Here is a 24,116-nt window from a genome sequence, read left to right on the forward strand (position 1 = left end):
CGCCGCCCTCTTGGCATGCACGCGACCTTAGGGTGTGCGTCGTCGCCTGTCCCAGGGCCGAAGGTAACTCGGACGCATGGTCTGTCTTGCCCGGCCCTGTGAGCCGGGACCGCGGATCCAAAGTCATGGGGGGATCGGGACCAATTCCTCTAGGACCCGACGGCGGGATCTCCGTAACGTCGGGGGCGGTCAAGGACAGAACGCCATCTGCTCGGCGTGGGAGCATTCGAGTACATGGAGCGCAGGTGCCAAATACGCAGACCGACGTTGAACTCACGAGCCGGCAGTTGAGCCAGCTGCGCGACGATGTGGACGACCTGCTGTCGCGATTGGCCACAGCCGAGTCGTTGTGGTCATGTTGGCTCACCGGGGTGGCAACCCAGAATCGATCGAGCGCTCGGAATATGTTGCACTATTGGGCAATTCGACAATGCGATCTACGCGACCTGCAGGCTCGGCTCGCTGCCTACGGGCTGTCCTCATTGGGTCGCAGCGAACCCCATGTCGAGGCCACGTTGCTGTTGGTGAGGTCGGCGATCTGTGCCATGCTCGGGGACGCCTGGCAACAGCCTCCACTCTCCGGCACGGGCGTGGGGGACGGCCCCGAACTGCTCCGCCACCGAACGCAGCAGTTGCTGGGCCCGGAGCCGGTTGATCGTGTGACCCGCATCATGGTCACACTGCCCTCCTCGGCAGCGACCGATCCCGACATGGTTCGCGAGTTGGTGAAACGCGGCGTGAATGTCGCGCGCATCAACTGCGCGCACGACGATGCCGAGGCTTGGCGCTCCATGGCACGGCATGTCAGGCAGGCGGCCGAAGCGACCGGCCGAACTTGCTTGGTCGCCATGGACCTTGGGGGACCAAAGCTGCGGACTGGTCCGCTTGAGCCCGGGCCACGGGTCGTGAAACTCCGGCCGTCCAGGAACGCGCTAGGGCAGGAAACCGCCCCTGCGAGGGCATGGCTGACTTCGGCGGAAGATCCGACCGACCCACCCGAAGCGGGCCTGGTGTCGCTACCGGTGTCCGGGCAGTGGCTCAGCCGCCGCCGCGGCGACGACGTCCTGCTTCTGCACGACACCCGCGGCGCGAAGCGCACGCTGGCGCTGAAGGCCGTTGCTCAGAGGCCCGGCACCCCAGGCGGATTCGTCGCCATCGCCGACAAGACCACCTACCTTGCCACCGGGACGGAGCTGCGCGTCCACGGCGTGGAGGATTCGACACACCTCGGAGAACTTCCGCGCACCGAACAGAGCCTTGTCCTGCGCCGCGGCGACATCCTCGAGTTGACCAGCGATTGTTCGCCGGCGCCGGTGGCGGCCGAAGGTGTTCCGCGCATTGGTTGCACGTTGCCCGAGATCTTCGATCACGCCCGCATCGGGGAGACGGTGTACTTTGATGACGGCCGGATAGGCGGTGAGATAGTCAGCGTGGGTCCTGGCGTGCTGAGGTTGCGGATCGACCACGCAGCGAACGCGGGGTCCCGCCTCCGCGGCGGCAAGGGAATCAATGTGCCCGACACCAACCTCCCGATTTCCGCCCTGACCGAGAAGGACCTCTCTGACCTGTCGACGGTGGTCGAACTGGCCGATCTGGTCGAGATGTCGTTCGTGCGAGACACTTCCGATGTCGAGCAGTTGCTCGACGCGTTGAGCCGTCTCGGCGGGGGCTCGATGGGAATCGTGCTGAAAATCGAGACCCGGCAAGCATTCGAACATCTTCCGCAACTGCTGCTTACGGCGATGCGGCATCCGCGCGTCGGTCTGATGATCGCGCGTGGCGACCTTGCCGTAGAGTGCGGATACGAACGCCTGGCCGAGTTGCAGGAAGAGATTCTGTGGCTGTGCGAGGCGGCCCACCTACCGGTGATCTGGGCCACCCAAATGCTCGAACAGCTCACCAAGACAGGGAATCCCGCGCGCGCCGAGATCAGCGATGCCGCAATGAGCGAACGGGCTGAATGCGCGATGCTCAACAAGGGGCCGTACATCAACGACGCGGTCGTCGTCCTCGACAGCATCCTTCGGCGAATGACGGATCACCACTACAAGAAAAACGCATTGCTGGGGTCCCTGCACTCCTGGCACCCCGGCTCGCGCGATGGCCAGCCGTAAAGGACATCTGCGGTCCTGGCTCTCGTGAACCCGATCGCCTGATACTGGTTTCACCGGCGGCGGCGAAGGATTCGGCAATGAGCATCGGTGATAACACCGCCCGCACGGGTGAGCCGGCCGGCGGCCCGCCGGTCCACGCGTCGCCAACCGGACCCGCCGTAGGCGATACCGCGGCGGCGGATGGAGCTACGGATCCGAGAGAGTCGCTGAGTCTGTTGTTCCGCGACCTGCGAACCTCGGAATCGGGGTTGTCCGCCCGGGAGGCCGAGCGGAGGCTGCTCGTGTACGGGCCAAACGCGCTGCCGCGCAGTTCGGTCCCACGGTGGCCGGGTGAACTGCTCAAGCAAGTCACCCACCCGCTGGCCTTGGTGCTGGTTGTCGCGGCCGTGTTGGCCTGGTTGACGGGGACGCCGGTCCTTGCGGCGGCGATCGTCGCGGTGATCGTGTTGAACGCCGGTTTTGCGTTCGTCCAGGAACTGCAGGCGGAACGGGCGGTGGAGGCGCTGGCCGCGTATCTGCCCACCCACGCCCACGTGCTGCGGGACGGCCAGCGGGTCGAGGTTGAGGCGCGCACCCTGGTGCCCGGCGACGTACTGCTCATCTCGGAGGGCGATCGGGTCTGCGCCGACGGCCGGATCATCGACGGTGAGCTGGAGGTGGACCTGTCAACGCTGACCGGCGAGTCGCTTCCGGCGGCCCGGTCCGCTGATCAACTCGACGTGACGGGACCCGCGCTGCAGGCTCGGGAACTCGTGTTCAGCGGCACAACCTGCATCGAAGGGGAAGCGCGGGCGGTGATCGTCGGAACCGGCGCGCACACCGAACTGGGCCGGATCGCCGCGCTGAGCCAGCGCACCGGCCGTACCGACAGCCCGCTCGAGCGACAGGTCCAGCGGGTGGCCTGGTTGATCGCGCTGGTCGCGGTCGGGTCCGGACTGGTGTTCTTGCCGGCCGGTGTTGCCGCCGGTCTGGGCTGGGCGCCCGCGGCGACGTTCGCGATCGGGCTGATCGTCGCCAATGTGCCCGAGGGGCTGCTGCCCACCATCACCCTGGCGCTGGCGGTGGGCGTGCGCGATCTCGCCCGGCGCGGCGCCGTGGTCAAGCGCCTCTCGGCCGTGGAGACGCTGGGGTCGACGACGGTGATCTGCACGGACAAGACCGGCACGCTGACCGAGAACAGGATGCGGGTGACCACAGTCTGGCTGCCCGGTGGTGAGATCGACCTCGAAAACGGCGGCGCACCAACCGCATCGCCCGAACTGCGGGCGCTCGCCTACACCGCGGCCGTGTGCACCACTGCCGAATTGGCCTCTCAACCCTCGGGGTCGACGACCGGGGATCCCACCGAGCTCGCGTTGCTCGAACTTGCCCGCACCGTCGGTGTGGCCCTCGATCTGCACGATCGTGACACCGCTCGACGGGCGGTGTTTCACTTCGACCCCCACCTGCGCCGGATGTCGACGGTAGATGTCGAACACGACGGACACGTCGCCGTGCATACCAAGGGCGCACCAGAAACGGTGTTGCCGTGGTGCACGACTATCGCGGAGGTCGGTGGCGGGCACCGCGACCTCACGGACCTCGACCGGACCCGCCTGAGCGGGTTGATCGACCACTTCGCCGCGCAGGGACTGCGGATACTGGCGATCGCCCGCCGGCGAGTTGACGGCGACGCCGTGGCCGGCCTCACCCGCGCCGATGCGGAGAACGGGCTGTGTCTGCTCGGGTTGGTCGCGATGTTCGATCCTCCCCGGCTTCAGGTCCTTGACGCGATCAACCGGGCGCATCGCGCCGGGATCCGCATCCACGTGGTCACCGGGGACAACGGCCTGACCGCAGCCGAAATCGCTCGCCGCGTCGGGATCGGTTCGGCGGGAACCCATATTGTCACCGGGGAACAACTCGACGCACTCAGTGAATCCGAACTTGACAAGTTGCTTTCCGGTGACCGCGAAATCATCTTCGCCCGCAGCTCACCGGAGGTGAAGCTGCGCATCGCCGATGCGCTGCGGGCCCAAGGGCAGGTCGTCGCCATGACCGGCGACGGCGTCAACGACGCCCCTGCCCTGCACCGCGCGGACATCGGCGTAGCCATGGGCCGCTCCGGCACCGACGTTGCCCGCGAAGCCGCCACAATGGTTCTCACCGACGACGATTTCGGCACCGTCGTCGTCGCGGTCGAAGAGGGTCGGCGGGTCTACGACAATATCCGCAAATTCATCCTCTACATCTTCACGCACGCCGTCCCCGAGGTTGTGCCGTTTCTGGTGTTCGCCGTCTCCGGCGGCGCGATACCACTGCCGCTGACCGTGTTGCAGATCCTCGCGATCGACCTGGGCACCGACATCCTGCCCGCACTCGCGCTGTCGCGGGAACCGGCCGAACCGGGCTTGATGGACCGGCCACCGCGGCCACCCAAGCAAGGGATCATCCGGGGATCGATGCTCCTGCGTGCCTGGGCATTCCTGGGCGCCATCTCCGCGGCTTTGGTGATGGGCGGCTTTGTTCTCGTTCTGCACCGGGCCGGATGGCAACCCGGGGTCCACACCGGCGTCGGCAGTCCCCTGCACCACGCCTACCAACAAGCCACCACCGTGGCCTGGCTGGGTATTGTGGCCTGCCAGATCGGCACCGCCTTCGCGGCCCGCACCGATCACGCGTCGCTACGCGCGATCGGCGTATTCACCAATCCGGCGCTACTCGTCGGCATCGCGGCCGAGATTGCGTTCGCTCTGACCCTCGTGTACATGCCGTTCCTGCACCCGCTGTTCGGCACCGCCGCGCTGTCAGCCGGCCAACTGCTGCTGGTAGCCCCGTTTCCGTTCATTGTCTGGGGCGCCGACGAATTACGCCGATGGTGGCAAAGAAGCGGCGCGCGCCGGCACGGAGCCGACGGTCTTGCCGGCTGGTGAGTGAGGCAACCGCGCGTCGGTGATGATCACGCCTGCGTGGCGGCTCGGACTTTGTCGGTGTCTTCGGCGATCGGGAGTTGTCCGCCGCGACCGGTGAGGGTTGCCGCCATGCCGGGGAGCAGCAAATCGAGGAAGCGGTCTAACTCGGCGGCGCCGTCGTAGGAGGCCAGGGCGGGTGCCAGGGCACGCAGTTGAGGGAATTCGGTGATTGCAAGCCGGTGGAGACCGAGCCGGAGCACATGGTCGGTTTCCTCGGGTCGCTCGATAACCTCCTGCAACTCATTGAGGATGTGGCCGTACAGGTAGCCGAACAGCACGCGATACATGTGCAGAGCATCCTCGCCGGTGAAGCCGGCAGATGTGAGCAGTGCGAGGACGCCCTCTAGCGGCCGCAGCATTCCTGCTGGGCGCTGCCCGAGCGGGGTGGCCAAGGGTCGCGTGGCCAGGAGCGGCACCACGTTGGGATGCACCAGGGCCAGTTGGCGGAAGTTGTGCGCGACGGTACGCAGTTGGCCGGCCCAGTCCGGGTCCGCACTGTCGACGGTTAGTTGTGCGAGCACGATCTCCGCGACCCCGTCGAGCACTGCGGCCTTGTTGGGGACGTGCCGGTAGAGCATCGCCGGATCGCGGCCCACCGCTTCGCTGAGACGGCGCATTGACAGCCCGTCGACACCGTCGCGGTCCACGATTCTTAGCGCCGTGTGCAGGATCATCGACCGGTTGAGCTGACCATTGTCGCTGCCGGCTGCGGACGGGCCTTCGTCGTCAGTGCCGCCGTCGGGGCCTTCCGATTGTCTCGTCATTGCCTGAGCCCCTCTCTCCTGGCTCGTCATCGAAGCGGCCACCGAGCCTAAACACGGCAGCGTTCACGATGTTAGCAAACGCTGTAGGTCAACACTGTTGACAGCACCGTACCTGTGGCGTGTAATGGACATCAAGCACTGCAATTGGAGACCTCGACGTGATTGTCATTATTGGATTAGCTGTTCTACTCTTCGCCGTGGTTGTCGGCTTTCTTGGCGTGCTGAACAACGCGGGGGCCGCTCACCCGTTGAGCGAGAACTTCTCGGTGCTGGGCTATCACGTCACCGGGTCGACCGGCACCCTGTTCCTCTTCGGGATCGTGATCGGCGCGCTGGCGATGCTCGGTATGAGCGTGCTGCTCGCCGGTGCACGCCGTACCGCCGGCCGCGGGCGCGACGCTCGTCGCGAACTTCAAAGGTCCCGGCGCGAATCGGCGTTTGTGAACCGAGACCACGACTTCGAACACCAGCCTGTCGGCGCGGCCACCGGCCCGACGGTGAACTCAGAATTGGCCACGGCCCGACCGAGGGGGAAGAGGGGTTCTCTCCTCGGTCGCTGGTCGCGGGGTCGACAACCGACAGCGCCGCGTGTCGGCGGCGGGCGTCGATAAGCCTCGATCCAGCTCATTCGGGCACTTCTCAGTCGTGAGCTGCGACCCCTGAAACAACGAATCCTCAAGGTAGGTAAGAGATATGAGCATAGGCAGAAAGATCGCCCACAAACTCGAAGGGGCCAAGGGCGCCACCAAGAAGATCTACGGTCGCGCCACGGGAAACACCCGCCTGCGCACCGAGGGACGCGTCGATCAGTTCAAGGGCAACACCAAACAAGCGGGGGCCAAGATCAAAGACGCCTTCAAACACTGACCCCCGGCAATCCTTCTGCCAGAGTTCCACTCAGAAACCAGGTAACCGTCATGATCATTCTCGGAATCATCCTTATTGTCCTCGGTCTCCTCCTCCCTAGCCTCGTTCCCACCTTCGCCTTCGCCCATGTCGTTTTGGTCCTCGGGGTCATCCTCCTCGTCGTCGGCCTGATATTGATGCTGATGGGACGAATGGGACACGCCGTCGGCGGACACCGTCACTACTACTAACCGATTACTAACCGATCGGGCGTAACTAACCGATCAGGCGTAACCCACCGGGCCGGCCCCGACGACTTCAACGTCGCCGCCGTCCCGGCGGTTGACGCCCAGGCGGAGCCGACCATGCCGGGTCGCGTGGGGTATCGATCACCCAAGGTGACGGCAGCACGTGCCCCGTCCAATCCGTAACACCCACAGCCCAATCCGTAACACCCACAGCGCAATTTGAGCTACTCAAATATTCGAGAGCTACGCAAATATTCAACCCGCTCAACCAGTCAGGGAGCCGAAATGGCTACCAGCAGTATCGTTTGGATCATTGTCGTCATTGTCGCGGCAGCCCTACTCATCACCGCAATCGCGTGGAATGCGCGCAAGAAACGCACCGAACACCGCCGCGTCCAAGCCGGCGACATCCGCGACAAAGCCGTCGAACAGTCCCACGAGGTCGCGCAACGCGAAGCGCTTGCTGACGAGACGGCAGCCAAGGCCCCCGCCGCGCAAGCCGAGGCCGAAGCCATGGCGGCACACTCGGCCGGCCTACAACACCAGGCGCAAGCACGTCGCACTGACGCGGCTACTTCCCGCGATGAGGTGAACCGGGAGTTCGAGCGCGCCGACAAGATCGATCCGGACTTTTCGATCAGCGATACGCCGCGCGGAGATGCCGCTGGCCGACCAGACCAACCACGGATACCTAAAGCGGGGTGACTTCCCCGACGTCCGACGTCTGCGCGGCGGTTTCATGACCCCCCAACACTCAAGGCAGCGCACAGACTTCCCGTCGCTACGCCCGTCCTTTGGTTGCCCCGCTTTCGGAACTCCACGCAGACTGTGCCGCGGCCTAACTTTCCATCCGGTGGCGGGGCGTATACCCGCACGGAGTACTTCGTGAACGGTCAAGTATGGCCGGTAGCCGGTCGCGTTAACGTAGTCGGCTCATGGCGGCGTGGCTGCCGGTAACTCGCGCTTCGATGATGTGCGTCATGACCGTCGCTCTATCTGCCCGCGGAAGCGAGCTGTTCGTCGTTGCTCGTGCAAACAGGGCCGATCGACAATGGCGTGGCGCTAGAACCTAGTGGCGGATCGTCGCGTTGTTGCGCCGGCGGTTGCTCATGGGGTCCCGCGCCGACTTCTGGTGTTCAAGTTGCCGGATCAGCTCACGCTTGGCATCGCAGACGGCGCGGGTGATGTCCGGATTCTGAGCGACCGCGACGAGCGGCGGACGGCCGGGCAGGCTCGTACGCAAAGTGACACGCTGCTCCTTGCCGCCGCGGTCCTGCAACGAGACCTCCACATCGATGTCCCGCGGATCCCATCGTCCCAGCAGGTGCGGACCCAGCGTCGACAACGCCTCCAATACGAGCGGGCGCTCGTATTCCTTGAAACCCGGACCGACGTGAAGGACGTTCTCGCCGAAGGCATCTCGTTGCTCGTTGTCGGGTTTCATCGTAATCGTTCTCCTTAGAACCGCCGGACACTCGCCGTCCTTGCCGACGCCCGTCGCCGCGCGGTGTTCGAGCCGATTTCCCGGGAACCGACGGAAAATACGTTGATCCGCCGGCAAAACTCAGTTCTGGCGATAGCGGTTTTCCGATATGTGTCCATTAGATGCCCTTCGACGCCGTATGTCAACAATATTGAGATAATGCTGGGCATGCGGGAACTGTCTGAAATGCCTTGGGCCTCAGGGCTTCAGTGCTGCAAGGAGTTCGGGGAGCGGCACGGTGGCGATACCGATGGCGGCGTCGGCGATACCGTACGGCAGCACCAGGGTGTCGGCGTGGACCAGCGCGCCGCAGGAGTAGACCACGTTGGGCACGTAGCCGTCCTGCTCATCGGTGGCGGGGCTCAGTAGCGGTTGCGGCAGCTGGCCAAGGATGCGCGTCGGATCGTCGAGATCAAGCAGAATCGCCCCGATGCGGTAGGTGCGCATCGGTCCGACGCCGTGGGTGAGCAACAGCCACCCGGCCTCGGTTTCGATGGGCGGACCGCAGTTCCCGAGTTGTAACGCCTCCCAGGCTCGGGTCGGGCTCTGGCAGGGGAGCGCGCTCGTCCAAACGGACAGACGATCGGAGTAAGCAACCGTATTCGATTCGCGATCTGATCTGGACATGGCGGCGAAGCGACCGCGAATCCGGCGAGGAAACAGCGCTAGACCTTTATTGGCGGCGGCGGTCCCGACGATCGGCTCGGAGGTGAAGGACTGGAAATCTGTGGTCGTGAGGAGTTGCTGGCTGATGTGGGAGCCGCTGTAGGCCGTGTAGGTGGCATAGAAAGTGATGGAACCGTCGTCGTCGATGAAACGGACGAAGCGCGCATCCTCCATGCCGCCCTGCTCTGCGCCCATCGAGGGCCACAAGACGCGCTCGGAAAGTGCTATGCGGTCAGTGAACTCGACGGCATACGTCCGTTCGGCGATGCTGCGGAATGCGGAGATCGTCTCCTCGGCGTGCGCGCGGGTGCTCAGATGAGTCTGGAGCTGGGCGAGTTGTTGATCGAGAGCGGCCCAGGTGAAGCTCTGGCCGAGCCGGTCGAGGATGTAGTCGGCGGCCTCCCCGGCGTCGTCGAGCCGGGTGAGTTCGCTGCGGAAGACGGCCGCATCGAGGAGGGCGGGCTTGGGCGCTCCTGCGGTGGCGTACGGAGCCGGATCGTCGATCGTGGCGCGGCCGGCGGCGTCGATGACGCCGGTCCGGAACCCGATGGACGAGTGGTGCCCCTCGCCGATGCCCCGGACGCTCATCACGAACCGCAGGCCGCCTGCGACGGTTCCGGCCTGGTCGGGATGGGGCACGATGCTGGGGTTGCACAACGCCGCACCCTCAATGGCGTATTCACTCGTGAATGCGGCGCCCAGCAACAACTGTCGCGCTTCGGAGATTTCTTTGCCGGGATCCAGCCGATCGGCCAGTTCACGGGCGTGTCGTCGGAAGACGCCGGCAAGATCGCGGTGCCGCCCGTCGAAGCGGACGACGACGTCGTCCAGCGAAGACCGCACCTGCCCCTCGTCGAGGGCGAGGATTCGCGACAGCACCGCTCCCGCGCGGGACTCCTGGTGTTCGAAACCTTCCTGGCCCGGCACGAAGAGCCGGGTGATGACCCGCGACGAGTTGGCCATGAGCCTTACGGGGCTGCGGGTGGCGACCGCAGCCTGCGCGAAAGTCATTGCCGCACAGTCGAGAAGCGTCTGGCGTGCTGCATCGTCGAGAGCACAGCCAGTGTCGACTCCGCACCCTGGTTGTGGTTCACGCCATCGGCACGCAGGCCGTCGAATCCGCCGCCGGTCTCGGGGTCCCACATGAGCTGTTGCGCGTCGTTGACACCCATGAACCAGGCCGCGGCGGCCAGGACCCCCTCGGGCCAGATCGAACCGGTGTCAACTGCAGCGGCACGCACGCACGCGTCGGCGACGCTGGATACCTCGATCGGTTGCTGATCGAACGCGGGCCGAAGGTCGTCAGGTCCTCTACCCTTTGCGGGAGCGGGCGAGAGGTGACCCTCTCGCGTCTCGTATCCGACCAGCCAACCCAGCAGATCCAGGCCCTGGTCACGCAATGTCGAATCGTCGAGCGCCACGCCGGCGGCGATCATCGCCTCGGGGAGGACCGCATTCGCGTAGGTGAGTCGCGGCTCAGGCCATGGCCAGGTCGCGTCGCCGCTCGGTTTGGCCACGGTCTTGGCGTAGTCGGTGAGGAGTTCGCGTGCTGCCCGATGCCCGGGATCGACCGAGAGGAGTTCGGCGGCGCCCAGCGCCGCGAACGCCATCGCCCGAGGCCACGGCGATCGCACCTTCGCGGCGCGTTCGAACTGAATGACGGCCAACCGGCGAACCAGGCCAACGTCACTGTGCGCGGCGGCAGTTCCCAGTCCCCAGATGCAGCGCCCCCAGCTGTCCTCCAGCGAGGGCTCGTCCTCCCAACGGCCCTGACTGTCCATCCGGTTTCGGCATGGACCCGCGTAGGACTGCGCGTCGTTCAGGAACCGCACGGCAATGCCGGCAAGACCTTTCACTTGCCCGTCAGGGTTGGGCTCCCGGGTTGCGACGACGAGAACCCGGGCCATGTCGTCGGTACAGTAGCCGTGCTCGCGCCGGGGTTCGGTGAAAAGGGCATGCTCGAATGTTCCGCGGCGGTCTGTCAAACGCAACAGGTGGTCGAATATGGGCTCCGGCGTGGTGGCGGTCACACCAGCGCCCGACGTTTAGCGATAATCCGTTGTGCCAGAATAAGATAGGCATTGGCCACCACCGGCCAAGCCATCGTCGGGGCCAACCGGCGGGCTTCCGCGGCCATGGAGCCGGCGAGGCGCGGATCGGTCAGCACTCGGCGCAGCGCGGATGTCAGCGCATCGGGATCATCGTGATCGACGACGATGCCCGCTCCGCTGCCGAGCAGTTCGACGGCGTGCGGAAAGGCGGTGGCGACGACCGGCCGCCCGCTCGCGATTGCGTCGACCAGAACACCGGAAGTGACCTGGTCCGTGGAGTCGTAGGGCAGCACAACCACGGCCGAGGACCGAACCAGCGCCGTCAGCGACGACACGTCGCGGTAGTTTGCGTCGAAGCGCACCGAGTCTGCTACGCCGGTGCGCCGCGCCTGTTCGGCACGAGCGTCGCGGTATGCCTCACCGTCGGCGGCCAGAACCTTTGGGTGGGTGCGCCCGGCAATGAGGTAAAGCGGCCGGCCATGGAGCTCGCGCAGCGAACCCATCGCCTCGATGACCCGCTCGATGCCTTTCCCCGGTCCCAGCAGCCCCCAGGTCAACAGCGTCGGTCTGCCCGAACGCGTGAGGGCGTTGTCCCTCACGACGGCCGCACCGTGGGCGATGGTGGTGACTTTTCGGTGATCGACGTCGAAGCCGAGACACAGGCGGTGCCGGGCCGCCTCCGACATCACAACCACTTGATCCGCCATCGCCGCAATCGTCCCGAGCACCGAACGCTGATGCGGGGTCGGCTCTTTGAGGACCGTGTGGGCGACCACGATCGACGGGATGTGCAGCCCGCCGATGATATCCACCACCTCGTCGCCGTCGGCACCGCCGTAGATGCCGTACTCATGCTGCACGACCGCGATGTCGCTCTCGTTCAGCAGTTCCGAGGTTGCAGCCACGGATGTCTCGGAACCGTTTACCAGCTCTCCGATCACCCGAGCGTCAGAACACAACGACCCGTCGGCAACCCGGACGATGCTGACATCAGAACCGTTTGCGCACAACTCTTTCGACAGGGCTGCGGTGAAGGTCGCCAGCCCGCACGGTGTCGGTGGATACGTACTGAGAATGCCGAAACGCGTCGCGTCCGAAGAGCCTTGGCCGGCAAGGCGGATATTCGATGCTTCGAAGGATGCTTCAAGGGTGGGCGGAGCGCTCAAGGTGATCCCGACGGACGGTTGTCACCGGTGTGTCCGGCGCGAGCTGACGCTCTACGAGATCGGCGGCGGACGGCTGACCTCATCCCGGGCGGGCTGGGTTCCCAACGTACTCAGGCTACACCCCGGCGACTGGCCACCGCGCCTTGAGCCCGGCCGGGATGCGCAGAGCAGGCCGCGCGCCGAAGGATACCGGCGTCGGCACCCTCTGTCGTGAGTGCCGCTCGGCCTACTCGGGGGTACGGCCCTGGTCGACGAGGGTGCCGATCGCCTGATTGATGACCGTCGCCTCGAAAACGCCTGCCGTAGAGCGCCGTTCGGCCGGGCCCGGCAGCCTGATCGAGGCGAAGTCACGAGCTACGCGAGGTAGGCGGCGGTGACCTCACGCGTGGACTGCTCCACTGCACGCTCCCGAGCGCGATCAAGTCTCCGGCGCCGTGCAAGGGGAGGGCCGGATCCGGGACTGCTCCTCACTTGTTATGGCACGTCGGCTGGCTTTCCGGCTCAGGTCGGGCGCGGGCGCGGGCGCGGCGCACTGCTTCATCGACCATCTGTTGCGCCACATCAACCAACTTGCGGTGCTCAGATTGGCTCATCGTCCGCAGCTGGGTGAACGCGTCCTCGGCGCTGCGCCCGGTACGTCCGCGGATGAGGCCGATTGCTTGATCGATCACCGGGCGGACGGACAACGCCGTCTGTAATTGGGTGGTCAGAGCGAGCGCGTCCGCGAGGATCTGCGCGTTGTATACGGCGACAGCAGCTGGTTTGGCGTACAACTCCCCGAATTCGGCGGCGTGCTCATCGAAAACGTCTTTGCCGTAGGCATATACGTTGATCGCGCCGACCACCCGATCCGGCAGCAACAGCGGTAGTGACAGCGCGCTGTGCACCCCCAACCTGCCTACGCGTGGACCGAATCGCGGCCACATCTTCTCCCCACCCAACGACCCTGAGCGCACAGTGCGACGTTCCAGGGCCGCGGTGATGCAGGGCCCCTCATTGACGATGACGTACTGAATTTCGTCAATCTCGGCGACGAAGGGAGCGCTGGCGGCCAACGCCGCGACCATGTTGTCCGCCCGGTCGACATTCAGCAACGTGACCCCCGCGCCATCGGCTCCCGGTATCGCACGCACAGCGAATGTTGCTACCTGCGCCAGCAACTCAGGCAAGCGACGATGGTCGACGATCAGACCCGCGAGATTGCTGATCGCCGCCCGCAAATCGACGTCATCGTCACTGAGCTGCTCCGGTGTCCGCGCCGACGGCCCCCTGTCAGTGTCCTCGGTGAATTTCGCCATCGCCGGTACCTGTCTCATAATCTTGCTGAGCCCACGTCACCCGCGACCAGCCATGTGCCCGGGGCGCAGCCGCCGCCGGATAACTCTCATCCTAAGGCGAGATTGGCGGGCCGGTATGAAGCGAAGTTGGCTGGCAACTTTCTGATTTGGGCAGGAGGGCCGATACCTGCGCCGAAGCGCCAACCGCTGTACGGTGATAATTGCTGAGAATCTCAGCAGTCCGGACAGGTTCTAGCCGCACGCCGCTGAACCCTAGGAGCGCTCGGCTCCGAGCCTGGCATGACGGTGATCGCCCGCATGACTGGGTCACCCATGGCCGATTCGTTGTTGCCCTCTTCCGCGGAGCTCGATGGCGCCATTTCCCGCTCGCAGGGCAGGGGTCAGTTAGCACGATGGGATGCGCACTGGATGAAGTCGTCGGTGGCCATTGTGAGCGCCCACGGCGATATCGACCAGACGAACGCGCGCACCCTCACCGAGTATGTCCTCGCCCGCCTGGCGCGGTGCCGGGGGCTGATCCTTGATCTGACCTGTCTGGAATTCTTTGGCGCCGCTGGCTTTTCGGCGCTGCACCGAATCTCGGTGAGTTGCGCGCGCGCCGGACTGGACTGGGCCCTGGTGCCGGGCGCTGCGGTATCCCTACTGTTACGAATCTGCGATCCGGACGGCTGGCTACCGGTAGTCAACACCGTCGGTGCGGCGGTGGCCCGCTTCCAGGGATCGGCGTCCGACGCGGACCATCCCGAGGCGGCGCAAGAAACGCCGAGGAGGCAAGTCTGATCACGACCAGCGCGCTTACCGGCCGTGATTCGATGCCACCGAGACCGCGATATCGGAACGCCCGACGACGAGGGTGGGCACGGCCACGGTCATGACCGCCAGAACCGGTCGACGTCCGACTTGGGGGTCGTGGATGAAAGCCCACGGTTTTCCGCGCGGAGGTCCCAGACGCTGGGCTGCTTCGTGGCGTTGCTGGTGGTGACCAGTTTCGCCGGTCCGTCGGAGCGAACCTCGGGACGGTCGGGTCGCCGCTCGCGCGGCGGAAGCCGGGCGGCGTGGCGTCGGCGTGGTTGATGTGTCGCGCCGGCGCCGAGCGACGATTCAGAGCCCGGCGATGACGATGCCCACGCCGACCACGATCGCGACCGCGAGGGAGATCAGCAGGAAGCCGACGACCCGTTCCTTCGCCGCCGGGGCCTCGTGACCGGCCGCGGCGATGGGAGCGAGTTTTCGGCCGGCGCCCCACGCCGCGGCCAGCAGCGTCGCGAGCCAATTCGCGAAGGCCGCGTAGACGATCAGCACCACCGCGGTGACTCCGAGATCGTGCGGCAGGTCGACGTGCGGCCAGAGCAGGCCGAGCAGCACGAGGAACATGCCGTTGAAGACCGCCTCGAGGTGACTCGACAGCGCCATCCGCGGGTTTTTCAACGCCGGGACGGCGAATCCGGTGAGCAAACCAATCAGGAACAACATCAGCCCCAGCCGGAACAGCACCGCCTGCATGGGGCCACAGTATCGGTGCGGCCCGAAGGCCGCAGCCGAAAATCGGCAAACTTTCTACGCTGTGCGGCGGATGCCGCGGGTGCGGCCGATGTCGCCCTTCAGCAGCAGGTCGCGCTCGGATTCGGACAGTCCTCCCCACACGCCGTAGGGCTCACCGACCTCGAGCGCGTGGGAACGGCACTCCTGGATCACCGGGCAGCGCCGGCACATCTCCTTGGCGCGCTGCTCGCGCTGCATGCGTGCCCGGCCGCGCTCGCCGTCGGGGTGAAAGAACATCGAGGAGTCGACGCCGCGGCACAGGCCCTGCAGTTGCCAGTTCCAGATGTCGGCGTTGGGGCCAGGTAGCTGCTCCGGCTGTGGCATGTGGTTCGTTCCCTCTCTGCACGGCACGCCAAGTGAGGTCCGCCAAGCGTCCGAGAATGGATGTGTGTATCTGATATTGGAGTGGCGTCACCGATGACTACCTGTCAATCGTTGAACTTAGGTGTGTCAATGAATTGTCGTCAATAGCCAGTTAGATGGGCAAAGTATGTAACGGTTGGAGGAGAATTTACGCCGCGTTCATCTGCAACGCATTCGCCGAACGACAGCCGTGCTACCAGGCAACTTGGCCGGATCGAGATTGCCCAGCTCAGGGCGCGCGAGAGTCGGAGAGGCTATTAGTACAGGGATAGTGGTGATTAACAATTTGGTAACACGGACACCACAAACTGTTTACTGGTCACCATGATTGAAACGCGTCACAGTCGCAGCGTGGACCGGCAGCTGGCCGCCGCCGCCTTCGGCGACCGTCCCGGCCGCTGGCCCCTCCCGACGGCGACCACTCCGCATCAACTGTGGCTGCGTGCGGTCGCGTGCGGTGGCCAGGGCCGGTATGGCAGCGCCTATCGGGACCTCGCGACCCTGCGCCGCACCGGTGACCGGCGGTTGCTTTCGCTGGCGCACAGCACCCAGGGATCGTTTCTGCGCCAACAGGGTTGGCACACTTTGGCGCGCGGCTGGGACGGCCGGGCGCTGGCGCTGGCCGGCGGGGATGCCGAGGCCCGCGCCGACGCCCTGATCGGGCTCGCGGCCGACGCGCTGGGCATCGGCCGCTTCGCGGCCGCGGGGGTGTTGCTGGAGCGCGCGGACGAGGTGCTCGCGGGCGCGGCGGTGCCCGACCGCCTCCCGGTGCGCCGCCGCTGGGTGTCCGCCGAGCTGGCCATGGCATGCGGGGATGGCGAGGCCGCCGTCGGACACGCCGCCGCGGCGGTCGAACTGGTTGCCCCGGTCTCGGCCCGGCACCGGCTCAAGAGCGACGTCGTGCTCGCTGCCGCGCTGTGCAGCGCGGGCGACATCGAGCGCGCCCGCGCGGTCGCCGAACCGGCGCTCGACGACGCCGGACGGTTGGGATTGCTACCCCTTCGCTGGGCGCTCGCCTGCTTGCTGATCGATATCGGAAGCGTCACGTTTTCAGCACGAAAGCTGCAGAATATTCGCGATATCTGTGCAGGCCAGGTGCGCCACGCCGGTGGGACCTGGCGTTCCGCTTAAAACGCCATTCGGGCCGTTATTGTCATTGCCGTGAGTTAGCCCGCGATGTGTCCCGTTCGTAACGTTGGAGATACCGCCGTCGATGACAATTCAAGGGGAACGTCTCGACGCTGTGGTTGCGGAGGCCGTGGCGGGGGACCGGAACGCACTACGGGAGGTGCTGGAGACCATCCGTCCGATCGTCGTCAGATATTGCCGAGCGCGAGTCGGCACCGTCGATCGGGGTGGTCTGTCAGCCGACGACGTAGCTCAGGAGGTGTGTTTGGCCACCATCACGGCACTGCCTCGCTATCGCGACCGGGGACGCCCATTCTTGGCCTTCCTGTACGGCATCGCGGCCCACAAGGTGGCCGACGCCCACCGCGCCGCCGGCCGCGACCTCGCCTACCCGGCTGAATCGCTGCCGGAGCGCTGGTCACCCGACGCGGGCCCGGAGCAGCGGGCCATCGAGGCCGACTCGGTCAGCCGGATGAGCGAGCTGCTCGAAATCCTCCCCGCCAAGCAGCGGGAGATCCTGATCCTGCGCGTGGTCGTCGGCCTGTCCGCCGAGGAGACCGCCGCCGCCGTCGGCAGCACCCCCGGAGCCGTCCGGGTGGCGCAGCACCGCGCGCTGTCGCGGCTCAAGTCCGAGATCGTTGCGGCAGGTGACTGTGCCTGAATTCGGTTATGGCTTCGGCGACCAGCCCGCCCTGGACGAGCTGGCCCAGACCGACCTGCTGCTCGACGCGCTCGCCGAGCGCCGGCCGGTCCGCCTCGAGGACCCCGACGAGGACGTGCTGACCACGCTCCTCGAGGACTGGCGTGACAACCTGCGGTGGCCGCCGGCCAGCGCACTGGTGGCGCCGGAGGAGGCCATCCGGGCGCTGCACGACGGGCTGGCGGTCCGCCGCCGCGGCCGGCGCGGCCTGGCGACTGTCGGGTCTGTCGCCGCGGCCCTGCTGGTCCTCAGCGGGTTCGGCGCCATGGTGGTGGAGGCCCGGCCTGGCGACACGCTGTACGGGCTGCACGCGATGTTCTTCGACCAGCCGAGGGTCAACGAGAACCAGATCATGCTGTCGGCCAAGGCGGACCTGGCCAAGGTTCAGCAAATGATCGACGACGGCCAGTGGGACCAGGCCCACAACCAGCTGGCCGAGGTCAGCAGCACCGTGCAGTCGATGAACGACGGGGCCGACCGGCACAATCTCATGGATCAGGTCAATCTGCTGAACACGCGGGTCCAATCCCGCAACCCCAACGCCACGCTGCCGCCCCCGGCCGCCTCGCCGACGCTCCCGTCGTCGCCGGCTCAAAGCTGGACGCCGACGACGACGCCTACGCCGTCCCCGCAACCGAGCACTTCACCGTCGCCGAGCGTGTCGGGAAGTCCCACGACGAGCCCGTCCTCGGGGCGCCAGCACCACCACCATCACGGCCAGACAACCAGCCCGGTGGCGCCGGCCACCGACCCGTGATCGGCGCCTAGCGCCGGTGGAATCCGTCCGCGTCTGACGTCGCCTCGTTCAGCGAGGCGTCGGCGTACCCCCGGCAGTAATCCCACGTGACGTAGGCGTCCGGCTCCGGGTCGTAAGCGGGCTCGTGCGGGCGGACGGTGCCGTCGATCAGCAGCTGCAGCAGGTTGGCCCGCAACATGTCCCAGTCGTGGTAGTGGTCCTGCTGGCACTCGTCGCAGCACACGACGAGTCCGCGAATGCCCTTGTGCGCCAACAGCGCTTCGTAAACCGCGAGATCCGCCAGGTCGGCCTCCACCGCCATCCGCTCTTGTTGATCCAGCGGCTGCCCTGGCTCGACGGCTTCGAGGGCCGCCGACGGGTCGCACGGGTCATCGGCGAAGGGGTCGGGTGGCAAACCCGGTGGGAGGTGGTCGCGCACGCCTACAGCCTACGCAGGGGGGCCGTCAAAACGCCAGCAGCGCGACACCGCCTTGCCGGATCATTTCGGCCGCGCCGATTCGGCCCGGGCGGCGCGCCAGAGCAAGCGAGTGCCGCGGGGTTTTGAGCCGATAGGATGGGGTTCTCACTCCGCGCGCGTATGGAGGCCTCCCGAATGTCCCGTGGCATGTCCAACCTGGAAGACAGCTCAGACCTGGTCGCCAGTCCGTACCTGCGGATGGGCGGGCTGGCCGACGACCCGGTGCCCACCGGTGGGGACGACCCGCACAAGGTGGCGATGCTGGGTCTCACCTTCGACGACGTGTTGCTGCTGCCCGCGGCCTCCGATGTGGTTCCCGCCACCGCCGACACGTCCAGCCAGCTCACCAGGAAGATCAGGCTGAAGGTGCCGCTGGTCAGCTCGGCGATGGACACCGTCACCGAGTCGCGGATGGCCATCGCGATGGCCCGCGCGGGCGGCATGGGCGTGCTGCACCGCAATCTGCCGGTCGCCGAGCAGGCCGGCCAGGTCGAGATGGTCAAGCGCTCCGAGGCCGGCATGGTCACCGACCCGGTCACCTGCCGGCCGGACAACACGCTGGCTCAGGTCGACGCCCTGTGCGCCCGGTTCCGCATCTCCGGGCTGCCGGTGGTCGACGACTCGGGCGCGCTCGTCGGCATCATCACCAACCGGGACATGCGATTCGAGGTCGACCAGTCCAGGCCGGTCGCCGAGGTGATGACCAAGGCCCCGCTGATCACCGCCCAGGAGGGCGTCAGCGCCGACGCGGCGCTGGGTCTGTTGCGCCGCCACAAGATCGAGAAACTGCCCGTCGTCGACGGCCACGGCCGGCTGACCGGGCTGATCACCGTCAAGGACTTCGTCAAGACCGAACAGCACCCGCTGGCCACCAAGGACAGCGACGGGCGGCTGCTGGTGGGCGCCGCCGTCGGCGTCGGCGGCGACGCCTGGGTCCGCGCGATGATGTTGGTCGACGCGGGCGCCGACGTCCTGATCGTCGACACCGCGCACGCGCACAACAGGCTGGTGCTCGACATGGTCGGCAAGCTCAAGGCCGAGGTCGGCGACCGGGTCGAGGTGATCGGCGGCAACGTCGCGACCCGCGCCGCGGCCGCCGCCCTGGTCGACGCGGGCGCCGACGCGGTCAAGGTCGGGGTGGGGCCGGGCTCGATCTGCACCACCCGGGTGGTCGCCGGTGTCGGCGCGCCGCAGATCACCGCGATCCTGGAGGCCGTCGCGGCCTGCCGGCCGGCGGGCGTCCCGGTCATCGCGGACGGCGGGCTGCAGTACTCGGGGGACATCGCCAAGGCGCTGGCCGCCGGCGCGTCGACCACCATGCTCGGCTCCCTGCTCGCGGGCACCGCCGAGGCGCCGGGCGAGCTGATCTTCGTCAACGGCAAGCAGTTCAAGAGCTACCGCGGCATGGGGTCGCTGGGTGCCATGGCCGGCAGGGGATCCTCGGGAGCGGCGGGCAAGTCGTTCTCCAAGGACCGCTACTTCGCCGACGACGCCCTCTCCGAGGACAAGCTGGTGCCCGAGGGGATCGAGGGCCGGGTGCCGTTCCGCGGCCCGCTGGCCTCGGTGATCCACCAGCTCACCGGCGGCCTGCGCGCCGCGATGGGCTACACCGGCTCACCGACCATCGAGTCGCTGCAGCAGGCGCAATTCGTCCGGATCACCGCCGCCGGTCTTCGCGAGAGCCACCCGCACGACGTCGCGATGACCGTCGAAGCGCCCAACTACTTCGCGCGCTGAGGCTGTGATGGTCGAGATCGGGATGGGTCGTACGGCCCGTCGCACCTATGAACTGAGCGAAATCAGCATCGTGCCGGCGCGGCGCACCCGCTCGTCGCAGGACGTGTCGACCGCCTGGCAGCTGGACGCGTACCGCTTCGAGATCCCCGTGCTGGCCCACCCGACCGACGCGCTGGTCTCACCGGAGTTCGCCATCGAACTCGGCCGCCTGGGCGGCCTGGGCGTGCTCAACGGCGAGGGCCTGATCGGCCGGCACGCGGACGTCGAGGCCAAGATCGCCCAGCTGGTCGAGGCCGCGAGCAAGGAGCCCGAGCCGTCGGCGGCGATCCGGCTGCTGCAGGAGTTCCACGCGGCGCCGCTGAACCCCGACCTGCTGGGATCCGCGGTCGCGCGGATCCGCGAGGCCGGGGTGACCACGGCGGTGCGGGTCAGCCCGCAGAACGCCCAGGCGCTGACCCCGGTGCTGCTGCAGGCCGGCATCGACCTGCTGGTCATCCAGGGCACGATCGTGTCGGCGGAGCGGGTCGCCAGCGACGGCGAGCCGTTGAACCTGAAGACGTTCATCTCCGAGCTCGACGTTCCGGTGGTGGCCGGCGGGGTGCTCGACCACCGCACCGCGCTGCACCTGATGCGCACCGGCGCCGCCGGCGTCATCGTCGGCTACGGCTCCACCCAGGGCGTCACCACCAGCGACGAGGTGCTGGGTATCAGCGTGCCGATGGCAACCGCCATCGCCGACGCCGCCGCCGCGCGCCGCGAGTACCTCGACGAGACCGGCGGACGCTACGTGCACGTGCTGGCCGACGGCGACATCCACACCTCGGGCGAGCTGGCCAAGGCGATCGCCTGCGGCGCCGACGCGGTGATGCTGGGGACGCCGCTGGCCGAGGCCGCCGAGGCGCTCGGCGAGGGGTGGTTCTGGCCGGCCGCCGCGGCGCACCCGTCGCTGCCCCGCGGGGCGCTGCTGCAGATCGCCGTGGGCGAGCGCCCGCCGCTGGAGCGGGTCCTGGGCGGCCCGTCCGACGATCCGTTCGGCACCCTGAACCTGGTCGGCGGGCTGCGCCGGTCGATGGCCAAGGCCGGGTACTGCGACCTCAAGGAATTCCAGAAGGTCGGCCTGGCCGTCGGTAGCTGAGCGCGACGCCAGCTAAGGCGATGCTCGCTGGTTTATTACCGGCCGGTATGGCCATACTGGTGCGATGAGGCCGGATTACGACGTTCTGATCATCGGTTCGGGGTTCGGGGGGAGCGTCAGCGCCCTGCGGCTGACCGAGAAGGGCTACCGCGTCGGCGTATTGGAGGCTGGTCGCCGCTTCGCTGACGAGGACTTCGCCGAGACGTCCTGGGACCTGCGCAAGTTCCTGTGGGCGCCGCGGCTCGGTTGCTACGGCATCCAGCGGATCCACCCGCTGAAGAACGTGATGATCCTCGCCGGCGCCGGGGTGGGCGGCGGCTCCCTGAACTACGCCAACACGCTGTACGTGCCGCCGGACCCGTTCTTCAAAGACCGGCAGTGGGCGCACATCACGGACTGGCGCGACGAGTTGATGCCGCACTACGACCAGGCGCAGCGGATGCTCGGGGTGGTGACCAACCCGACGGTCACCGACGCGGACAAGGTGCTCAAACAGGTCGCCGACGACATGGGCTGCGGCGACACCTGGGTGCCCACGCCCGTCGGGGTGTTCTTCGGGCCCGACGGCATCAAGACCCCGGGCAAGACGGTGCCGGACCCGTACTTCGGCGGCTCGGGCCCCGACCGCACCGGTTGTCTGGAGTGCGGCTGCTGCATGACGGGCTGCCGCTACGGCGCGAAGAACACGCTGCTCAAGAACTACCTCGGGCTCGCGGAATCGGCCGGCGCCGAGGTCATTCCGATGACCACCGTGAAAGGCTTCGAGCAGCGCCCGGACGGGCTGTGGGAGGTGCGCACGGTGCGCACCGGGAGCTGGCTGCGCCGGGACCGGCGCACCTTCACCGCCGAGAACCTGATCCTGGCCGCCGGCACGTGGGGCACGCAGCACCTGATGTTCAAGATGCGCGACCGGGGCAAGCTGCCGCGCCTGTCCGACCGCCTGGGCGTGCTGACCCGGACCAACTCCGAGTCGATCGTCGGCGCCGGCCGGCTGGAGGCCACGCCGGACCTCGACCTGACGCACGGCGTGGCGATCACCTCGTCGATCCACCCGACGGGGGACACCCACGTCGAACCGTGCCGGTACGGCAAGGGTTCCAATGCGATGGGCCTCCTGCAGACGCTGATGACCGACGGCACCGGGCCCGGCGGCACCGACGTGCCGCGCTGGAAGCAGTTGCTGCAGCAGGCCGCCGACGACCCGCGCCGCATGCTGCGCATGCTCAATGTCCACCAGTGGAGCGAGCGCACGCTGATCGCCCTGGTTATGCAGCACCTGGACAACTCGATCACCACTTACACCAAGCGTGGCAAGCTGGGCATCCGCTGGTACACCAGCAAGCAGGGCCACGGCGACCCCAACCCGGCCTGGAATCCCGTCGGCAACGAGGTCACCCGCCGCATCGCCGAAAAGATCGACGGCGTGGCCGGCGGCACCTGGGGCGAGCTGTTCAACATCCCGCTGACCGCCCACTTCCTCGGCGGCGCGGCGATCAGCGACAGCCCCGACCGGGGCGTCATCGATCCCTACCACCGCGTCTGGGGTTACCCGAACCTGTACGTGGTGGACGGCGCCGCGATCTCGGCCAACCTGGGCGTCAACCCGTCGCTGTCGATCACCGCGCAGGCCGAGCGGGCCGCCTCGCTCTGGCCGAACAAGGGCGAGAACGACGAGCGGCCGCTGCAGGGCGACGCCTACCGGCGGATGGCGCCGATCGCGCCGGAGCGCCCGGTGGTGCCGGCGCAGGCGCCGGGCGGGCTGCGGTGGCTGCCGGTCACGCCGGTGAGCAGCGCGGGCTGAGCACTTAGCTCGCCACCGCGCTGAGCGGCGCGCCGCTGACCACCCGGCTGCGCTCGCCGTGCACGTTGACGGGCACGTCGCCCATCAGCGTGACGCGGTGCATCAGCCTGGCCTGGTTGTCGTAGTCGTCGATCGCCCGGTGCTGGGTTGCCCGGTTGTCCCAGATGGCGACGTCGCCGGCTTCCCAATTCCAGCGAATGGTGTTCTCCGGCACCGTGATCCGCCGCTGCAGCAGGTCCAGCAGCACGGTTGACTCGTGGCTGTCGAAGTCGACGAAGCCGCGCACGAAGTCGCCGGCCAGCAGCGTGCGCTCGCCGGTCTCGGGATGCACGCGCACCACGGGGTGCTCGGTGCGGAAGTCGGCCTTCTCGAAGGCCTGCCGGAACGCGCGCTGCGCGTCGGTCAGGGCGTCGGCGTTGATGTTGACGTAGTCGTAGCGGTTGGTGTGCAGGGCCCACAGGTTCTCGACGAGGGCGCGCAGCGCGCCGGGCAGCTGCTCGTACGCGGCCGCGGTGTTGGCCCACAGGGTCGACCCGCCGTAGCGGGGCAGGGTGACCGCCCGCAGGATCGAGGCCGCGGGGTAGTTGGCGGCGAACGTGACGTCGGTGTGCCAGCGGGTGGCCTTGCCCCACTCGGAGTTGATCGGCGTGATGATCGGCGTGTCGGCGCCGAAGGCGCTCGCGGCCGGGTGGCCGATCGGCGTGCCCAGCCGCCCGGCGAACGCCAGCTGCTGCTGGTCGTCCAGGTGGTGCTGGCCGCGGAAGAAAATCACCTTGTGCGTGAGGAGCGCCTGGTGGATCGCCTCCACGGTGCTCTCGTCCAGGTCGCCCCCGAGGCGCACGCCGTCGACCCGGGCGCCGATACGGCTGCCCAGCTTGGTGACGGATACCGGCTGTGTCATGCGAATCG

Annotated in this window: 23 protein-coding genes; 13 read left to right on the plus strand and 10 right to left on the minus strand. The window is 67.3% G+C overall.

The window, feature by feature from the left end; translation table 11 throughout:
- Nucleotides 1-245 precede the first annotated feature (245 nt).
- Together G6N56_RS22995 and G6N56_RS23000 are read left to right on the plus strand one after the other, a co-directional pair.
- Complete coding sequence (locus G6N56_RS22995) at nt 246-2,114, plus strand: pyruvate kinase (protein ID WP_232069131.1); 1,869 nt, start codon at nt 246-248, stop codon at nt 2,112-2,114.
- 77 nt (nt 2,115-2,191) lie between these two features.
- Entirely contained in the window at nt 2,192-5,026 is a 2,835-nt protein-coding gene (locus G6N56_RS23000) for a cation-translocating P-type ATPase (protein ID WP_085255575.1), read from the plus strand.
- 26 nt (nt 5,027-5,052) lie between these two features.
- Here G6N56_RS23000 and G6N56_RS23005 read toward each other — a convergent pair whose 3' ends face one another.
- Nucleotides 5,053-5,739 carry a TetR/AcrR family transcriptional regulator C-terminal domain-containing protein gene (locus tag G6N56_RS23005; protein ID WP_232069384.1) on the minus strand — a complete coding sequence of 229 codons (687 nt, stop codon included), beginning with the start codon at nt 5,737-5,739 and terminating at the stop codon, nt 5,053-5,055.
- A 248-nt stretch (nt 5,740-5,987) separates the two neighbouring features.
- Here G6N56_RS23005 and G6N56_RS29270 point away from each other — a divergent pair, with 248 nt between their 5' ends.
- The 4 genes from G6N56_RS29270 to G6N56_RS23025 all read left to right on the plus strand — a co-directional run bounded on the left by G6N56_RS29270 (nt 5,988) and on the right by G6N56_RS23025 (nt 7,628).
- Nucleotides 5,988-6,440 (plus strand): hypothetical protein, encoded by a 453-nt coding sequence (locus G6N56_RS29270; RefSeq protein ID WP_085255577.1) that lies wholly within the window; start codon nt 5,988-5,990, stop codon nt 6,438-6,440.
- A gap of 82 nt (nt 6,441-6,522) precedes the next feature.
- On the plus strand, nt 6,523-6,696 hold the full coding sequence (locus tag G6N56_RS23015) for a CsbD family protein (protein WP_085255578.1): 174 nt from the start codon (nt 6,523-6,525) through the stop codon (nt 6,694-6,696).
- A gap of 50 nt (nt 6,697-6,746) precedes the next feature.
- Nucleotides 6,747-6,926, plus strand: a complete 180-nt coding sequence (locus G6N56_RS23020) for a DUF6131 family protein (protein WP_085255579.1) — start codon at nt 6,747-6,749, stop codon at nt 6,924-6,926.
- 282 nt (nt 6,927-7,208) lie between these two features.
- Nucleotides 7,209-7,628 carry a hypothetical protein gene (locus tag G6N56_RS23025; protein ID WP_180150395.1) on the plus strand — a complete coding sequence of 140 codons (420 nt, stop codon included), beginning with the start codon at nt 7,209-7,211 and terminating at the stop codon, nt 7,626-7,628.
- A gap of 364 nt (nt 7,629-7,992) precedes the next feature.
- Here the strand turns inward: G6N56_RS23025 and G6N56_RS29275 are convergent, their stop codons facing one another.
- The 5 genes from G6N56_RS29275 to G6N56_RS23050 all read right to left on the minus strand — a co-directional run bounded on the left by G6N56_RS29275 (nt 7,993) and on the right by G6N56_RS23050 (nt 13,587).
- On the minus strand, nt 7,993-8,484 hold the full coding sequence (locus G6N56_RS29275; protein ID WP_232069132.1) for a hypothetical protein: 492 nt from the start codon (nt 8,482-8,484) through the stop codon (nt 7,993-7,995).
- Between the two features lie 120 nt (nt 8,485-8,604).
- Complete coding sequence (locus G6N56_RS23035) at nt 8,605-10,083, minus strand: glycoside hydrolase family 130 protein (RefSeq protein ID WP_163645163.1); 1,479 nt, start codon at nt 10,081-10,083, stop codon at nt 8,605-8,607.
- Nucleotides 10,080-11,102, minus strand: a complete 1,023-nt coding sequence (locus tag G6N56_RS23040; RefSeq protein WP_085255581.1) for a glycosyltransferase — start codon at nt 11,100-11,102, stop codon at nt 10,080-10,082. The genes G6N56_RS23035 and G6N56_RS23040 overlap by 4 nt, the downstream gene beginning before the upstream one ends.
- Nucleotides 11,099-12,289 (minus strand): glycosyltransferase, encoded by a 1,191-nt coding sequence (locus G6N56_RS23045; RefSeq protein WP_085255582.1) that lies wholly within the window; start codon nt 12,287-12,289, stop codon nt 11,099-11,101. The genes G6N56_RS23040 and G6N56_RS23045 overlap by 4 nt, the downstream gene beginning before the upstream one ends.
- 467 nt (nt 12,290-12,756) lie before the next feature.
- Complete coding sequence (locus G6N56_RS23050; protein WP_085255583.1) at nt 12,757-13,587, minus strand: GAF and ANTAR domain-containing protein; 831 nt, start codon at nt 13,585-13,587, stop codon at nt 12,757-12,759.
- A gap of 279 nt (nt 13,588-13,866) precedes the next feature.
- Here G6N56_RS23050 and G6N56_RS23055 point away from each other — a divergent pair, with 279 nt between their 5' ends.
- Nucleotides 13,867-14,367, plus strand: a complete 501-nt coding sequence (locus tag G6N56_RS23055) for an STAS domain-containing protein (RefSeq protein ID WP_232069134.1) — start codon at nt 13,867-13,869, stop codon at nt 14,365-14,367.
- Nucleotides 14,368-14,688: 321 nt separating this feature from the next.
- On the opposite strand, the gene G6N56_RS23060 is transcribed toward G6N56_RS23055, so the two are convergent.
- Nucleotides 14,689-15,090: a styrene oxide isomerase gene (locus G6N56_RS23060; protein WP_085255584.1), complete on the minus strand. Its 402-nt coding sequence runs from the start codon at nt 15,088-15,090 to the stop codon at nt 14,689-14,691.
- A 54-nt stretch (nt 15,091-15,144) separates the two neighbouring features.
- Nucleotides 15,145-15,453, minus strand: coding sequence for a redox-responsive transcriptional regulator WhiB3 (gene whiB3, locus G6N56_RS23065; protein WP_085255585.1), 309 nt, complete (start codon nt 15,451-15,453; stop codon nt 15,145-15,147).
- A 363-nt stretch (nt 15,454-15,816) separates the two neighbouring features.
- On the opposite strand from whiB3, the gene G6N56_RS23070 reads away from it, so the two are divergent.
- The 3 genes from G6N56_RS23070 (at nt 15,817) to G6N56_RS23080 (ending at nt 18,077) form a co-directional block, all read left to right on the plus strand.
- Complete coding sequence (locus tag G6N56_RS23070; RefSeq protein WP_085255586.1) at nt 15,817-16,623, plus strand: hypothetical protein; 807 nt, start codon at nt 15,817-15,819, stop codon at nt 16,621-16,623.
- 82 nt (nt 16,624-16,705) lie between these two features.
- Nucleotides 16,706-17,281 (plus strand): sigma-70 family RNA polymerase sigma factor, encoded by a 576-nt coding sequence (locus G6N56_RS23075; protein WP_085255587.1) that lies wholly within the window; start codon nt 16,706-16,708, stop codon nt 17,279-17,281.
- Nucleotides 17,268-18,077, plus strand: coding sequence for an anti-sigma-D factor RsdA (locus tag G6N56_RS23080; protein WP_408632648.1), 810 nt, complete (start codon nt 17,268-17,270; stop codon nt 18,075-18,077). The genes G6N56_RS23075 and G6N56_RS23080 overlap by 14 nt, the downstream gene beginning before the upstream one ends.
- Before the next feature lie 7 nt (nt 18,078-18,084).
- On the opposite strand, the gene G6N56_RS23085 is transcribed toward G6N56_RS23080, so the two are convergent.
- On the minus strand, nt 18,085-18,495 hold the full coding sequence (locus tag G6N56_RS23085) for a DUF5319 domain-containing protein (protein ID WP_085255589.1): 411 nt from the start codon (nt 18,493-18,495) through the stop codon (nt 18,085-18,087).
- 174 nt (nt 18,496-18,669) lie between these two features.
- Here G6N56_RS23085 and guaB point away from each other — a divergent pair, with 174 nt between their 5' ends.
- From guaB to G6N56_RS23100, 3 genes are all read left to right on the plus strand, one after another.
- A complete protein-coding gene (guaB, locus tag G6N56_RS23090) occupies nt 18,670-20,271 on the plus strand; it encodes an IMP dehydrogenase (protein WP_085255622.1) in 1,602 nt (533 codons plus the stop codon).
- Nucleotides 20,272-20,278: 7 nt separating this feature from the next.
- Nucleotides 20,279-21,406: a GuaB3 family IMP dehydrogenase-related protein gene (locus G6N56_RS23095; RefSeq protein WP_085255590.1), complete on the plus strand. Its 1,128-nt coding sequence runs from the start codon at nt 20,279-20,281 to the stop codon at nt 21,404-21,406.
- Between the two features lie 64 nt (nt 21,407-21,470).
- A complete protein-coding gene (locus G6N56_RS23100; RefSeq protein WP_085255591.1) occupies nt 21,471-23,207 on the plus strand; it encodes a GMC oxidoreductase in 1,737 nt (578 codons plus the stop codon).
- 4 nt (nt 23,208-23,211) lie between these two features.
- On the opposite strand, the gene G6N56_RS23105 is transcribed toward G6N56_RS23100, so the two are convergent.
- Nucleotides 23,212-24,108, minus strand: coding sequence for a TauD/TfdA dioxygenase family protein (locus G6N56_RS23105; RefSeq protein WP_085255592.1), 897 nt, complete (start codon nt 24,106-24,108; stop codon nt 23,212-23,214).
- Nucleotides 24,109-24,116: the final 8 nt, after the last annotated feature.

The sequence above is a fragment of the Mycobacterium saskatchewanense genome (assembly GCF_010729105.1).
Lineage (GTDB): Bacteria > Actinomycetota > Actinomycetes > Mycobacteriales > Mycobacteriaceae > Mycobacterium > Mycobacterium saskatchewanense.

Coding starts and splice junctions, on each gene's coding strand:
- G6N56_RS23000 (WP_085255575.1), top strand. CDS start 2,192: ATGAGCATCGGTGATAACACCGCCCGCACGGGTGAGCCGGCCGGCGGC.
- G6N56_RS23005 (WP_232069384.1), bottom strand. CDS start 5,739: ATGATCCTGCACACGGCGCTAAGAATCGTGGACCGCGACGGTGTCGAC.
- G6N56_RS23015 (WP_085255578.1), top strand. CDS start 6,523: ATGAGCATAGGCAGAAAGATCGCCCACAAACTCGAAGGGGCCAAGGGC.
- G6N56_RS23020 (WP_085255579.1), top strand. CDS start 6,747: ATGATCATTCTCGGAATCATCCTTATTGTCCTCGGTCTCCTCCTCCCT.
- G6N56_RS23025 (WP_180150395.1), top strand. CDS start 7,209: ATGGCTACCAGCAGTATCGTTTGGATCATTGTCGTCATTGTCGCGGCA.
- G6N56_RS23035 (WP_163645163.1), bottom strand. CDS start 10,083: ATGACTTTCGCGCAGGCTGCGGTCGCCACCCGCAGCCCCGTAAGGCTC.
- G6N56_RS23050 (WP_085255583.1), bottom strand. CDS start 13,587: ATGGCGAAATTCACCGAGGACACTGACAGGGGGCCGTCGGCGCGGACA.
- G6N56_RS23055 (WP_232069134.1), top strand. CDS start 13,867: ATGACGGTGATCGCCCGCATGACTGGGTCACCCATGGCCGATTCGTTG.
- G6N56_RS23060 (WP_085255584.1), bottom strand. CDS start 15,090: ATGCAGGCGGTGCTGTTCCGGCTGGGGCTGATGTTGTTCCTGATTGGT.
- whiB3 (WP_085255585.1), bottom strand. CDS start 15,453: ATGCCACAGCCGGAGCAGCTACCTGGCCCCAACGCCGACATCTGGAAC.
- G6N56_RS23070 (WP_085255586.1), top strand. CDS start 15,817: ATGATTGAAACGCGTCACAGTCGCAGCGTGGACCGGCAGCTGGCCGCC.
- G6N56_RS23075 (WP_085255587.1), top strand. CDS start 16,706: ATGACAATTCAAGGGGAACGTCTCGACGCTGTGGTTGCGGAGGCCGTG.
- guaB (WP_085255622.1), top strand. CDS start 18,670: ATGTCCCGTGGCATGTCCAACCTGGAAGACAGCTCAGACCTGGTCGCC.
- G6N56_RS23095 (WP_085255590.1), top strand. CDS start 20,279: ATGGTCGAGATCGGGATGGGTCGTACGGCCCGTCGCACCTATGAACTG.
- G6N56_RS23100 (WP_085255591.1), top strand. CDS start 21,471: ATGAGGCCGGATTACGACGTTCTGATCATCGGTTCGGGGTTCGGGGGG.
- G6N56_RS23105 (WP_085255592.1), bottom strand. CDS start 24,108: ATGACACAGCCGGTATCCGTCACCAAGCTGGGCAGCCGTATCGGCGCC.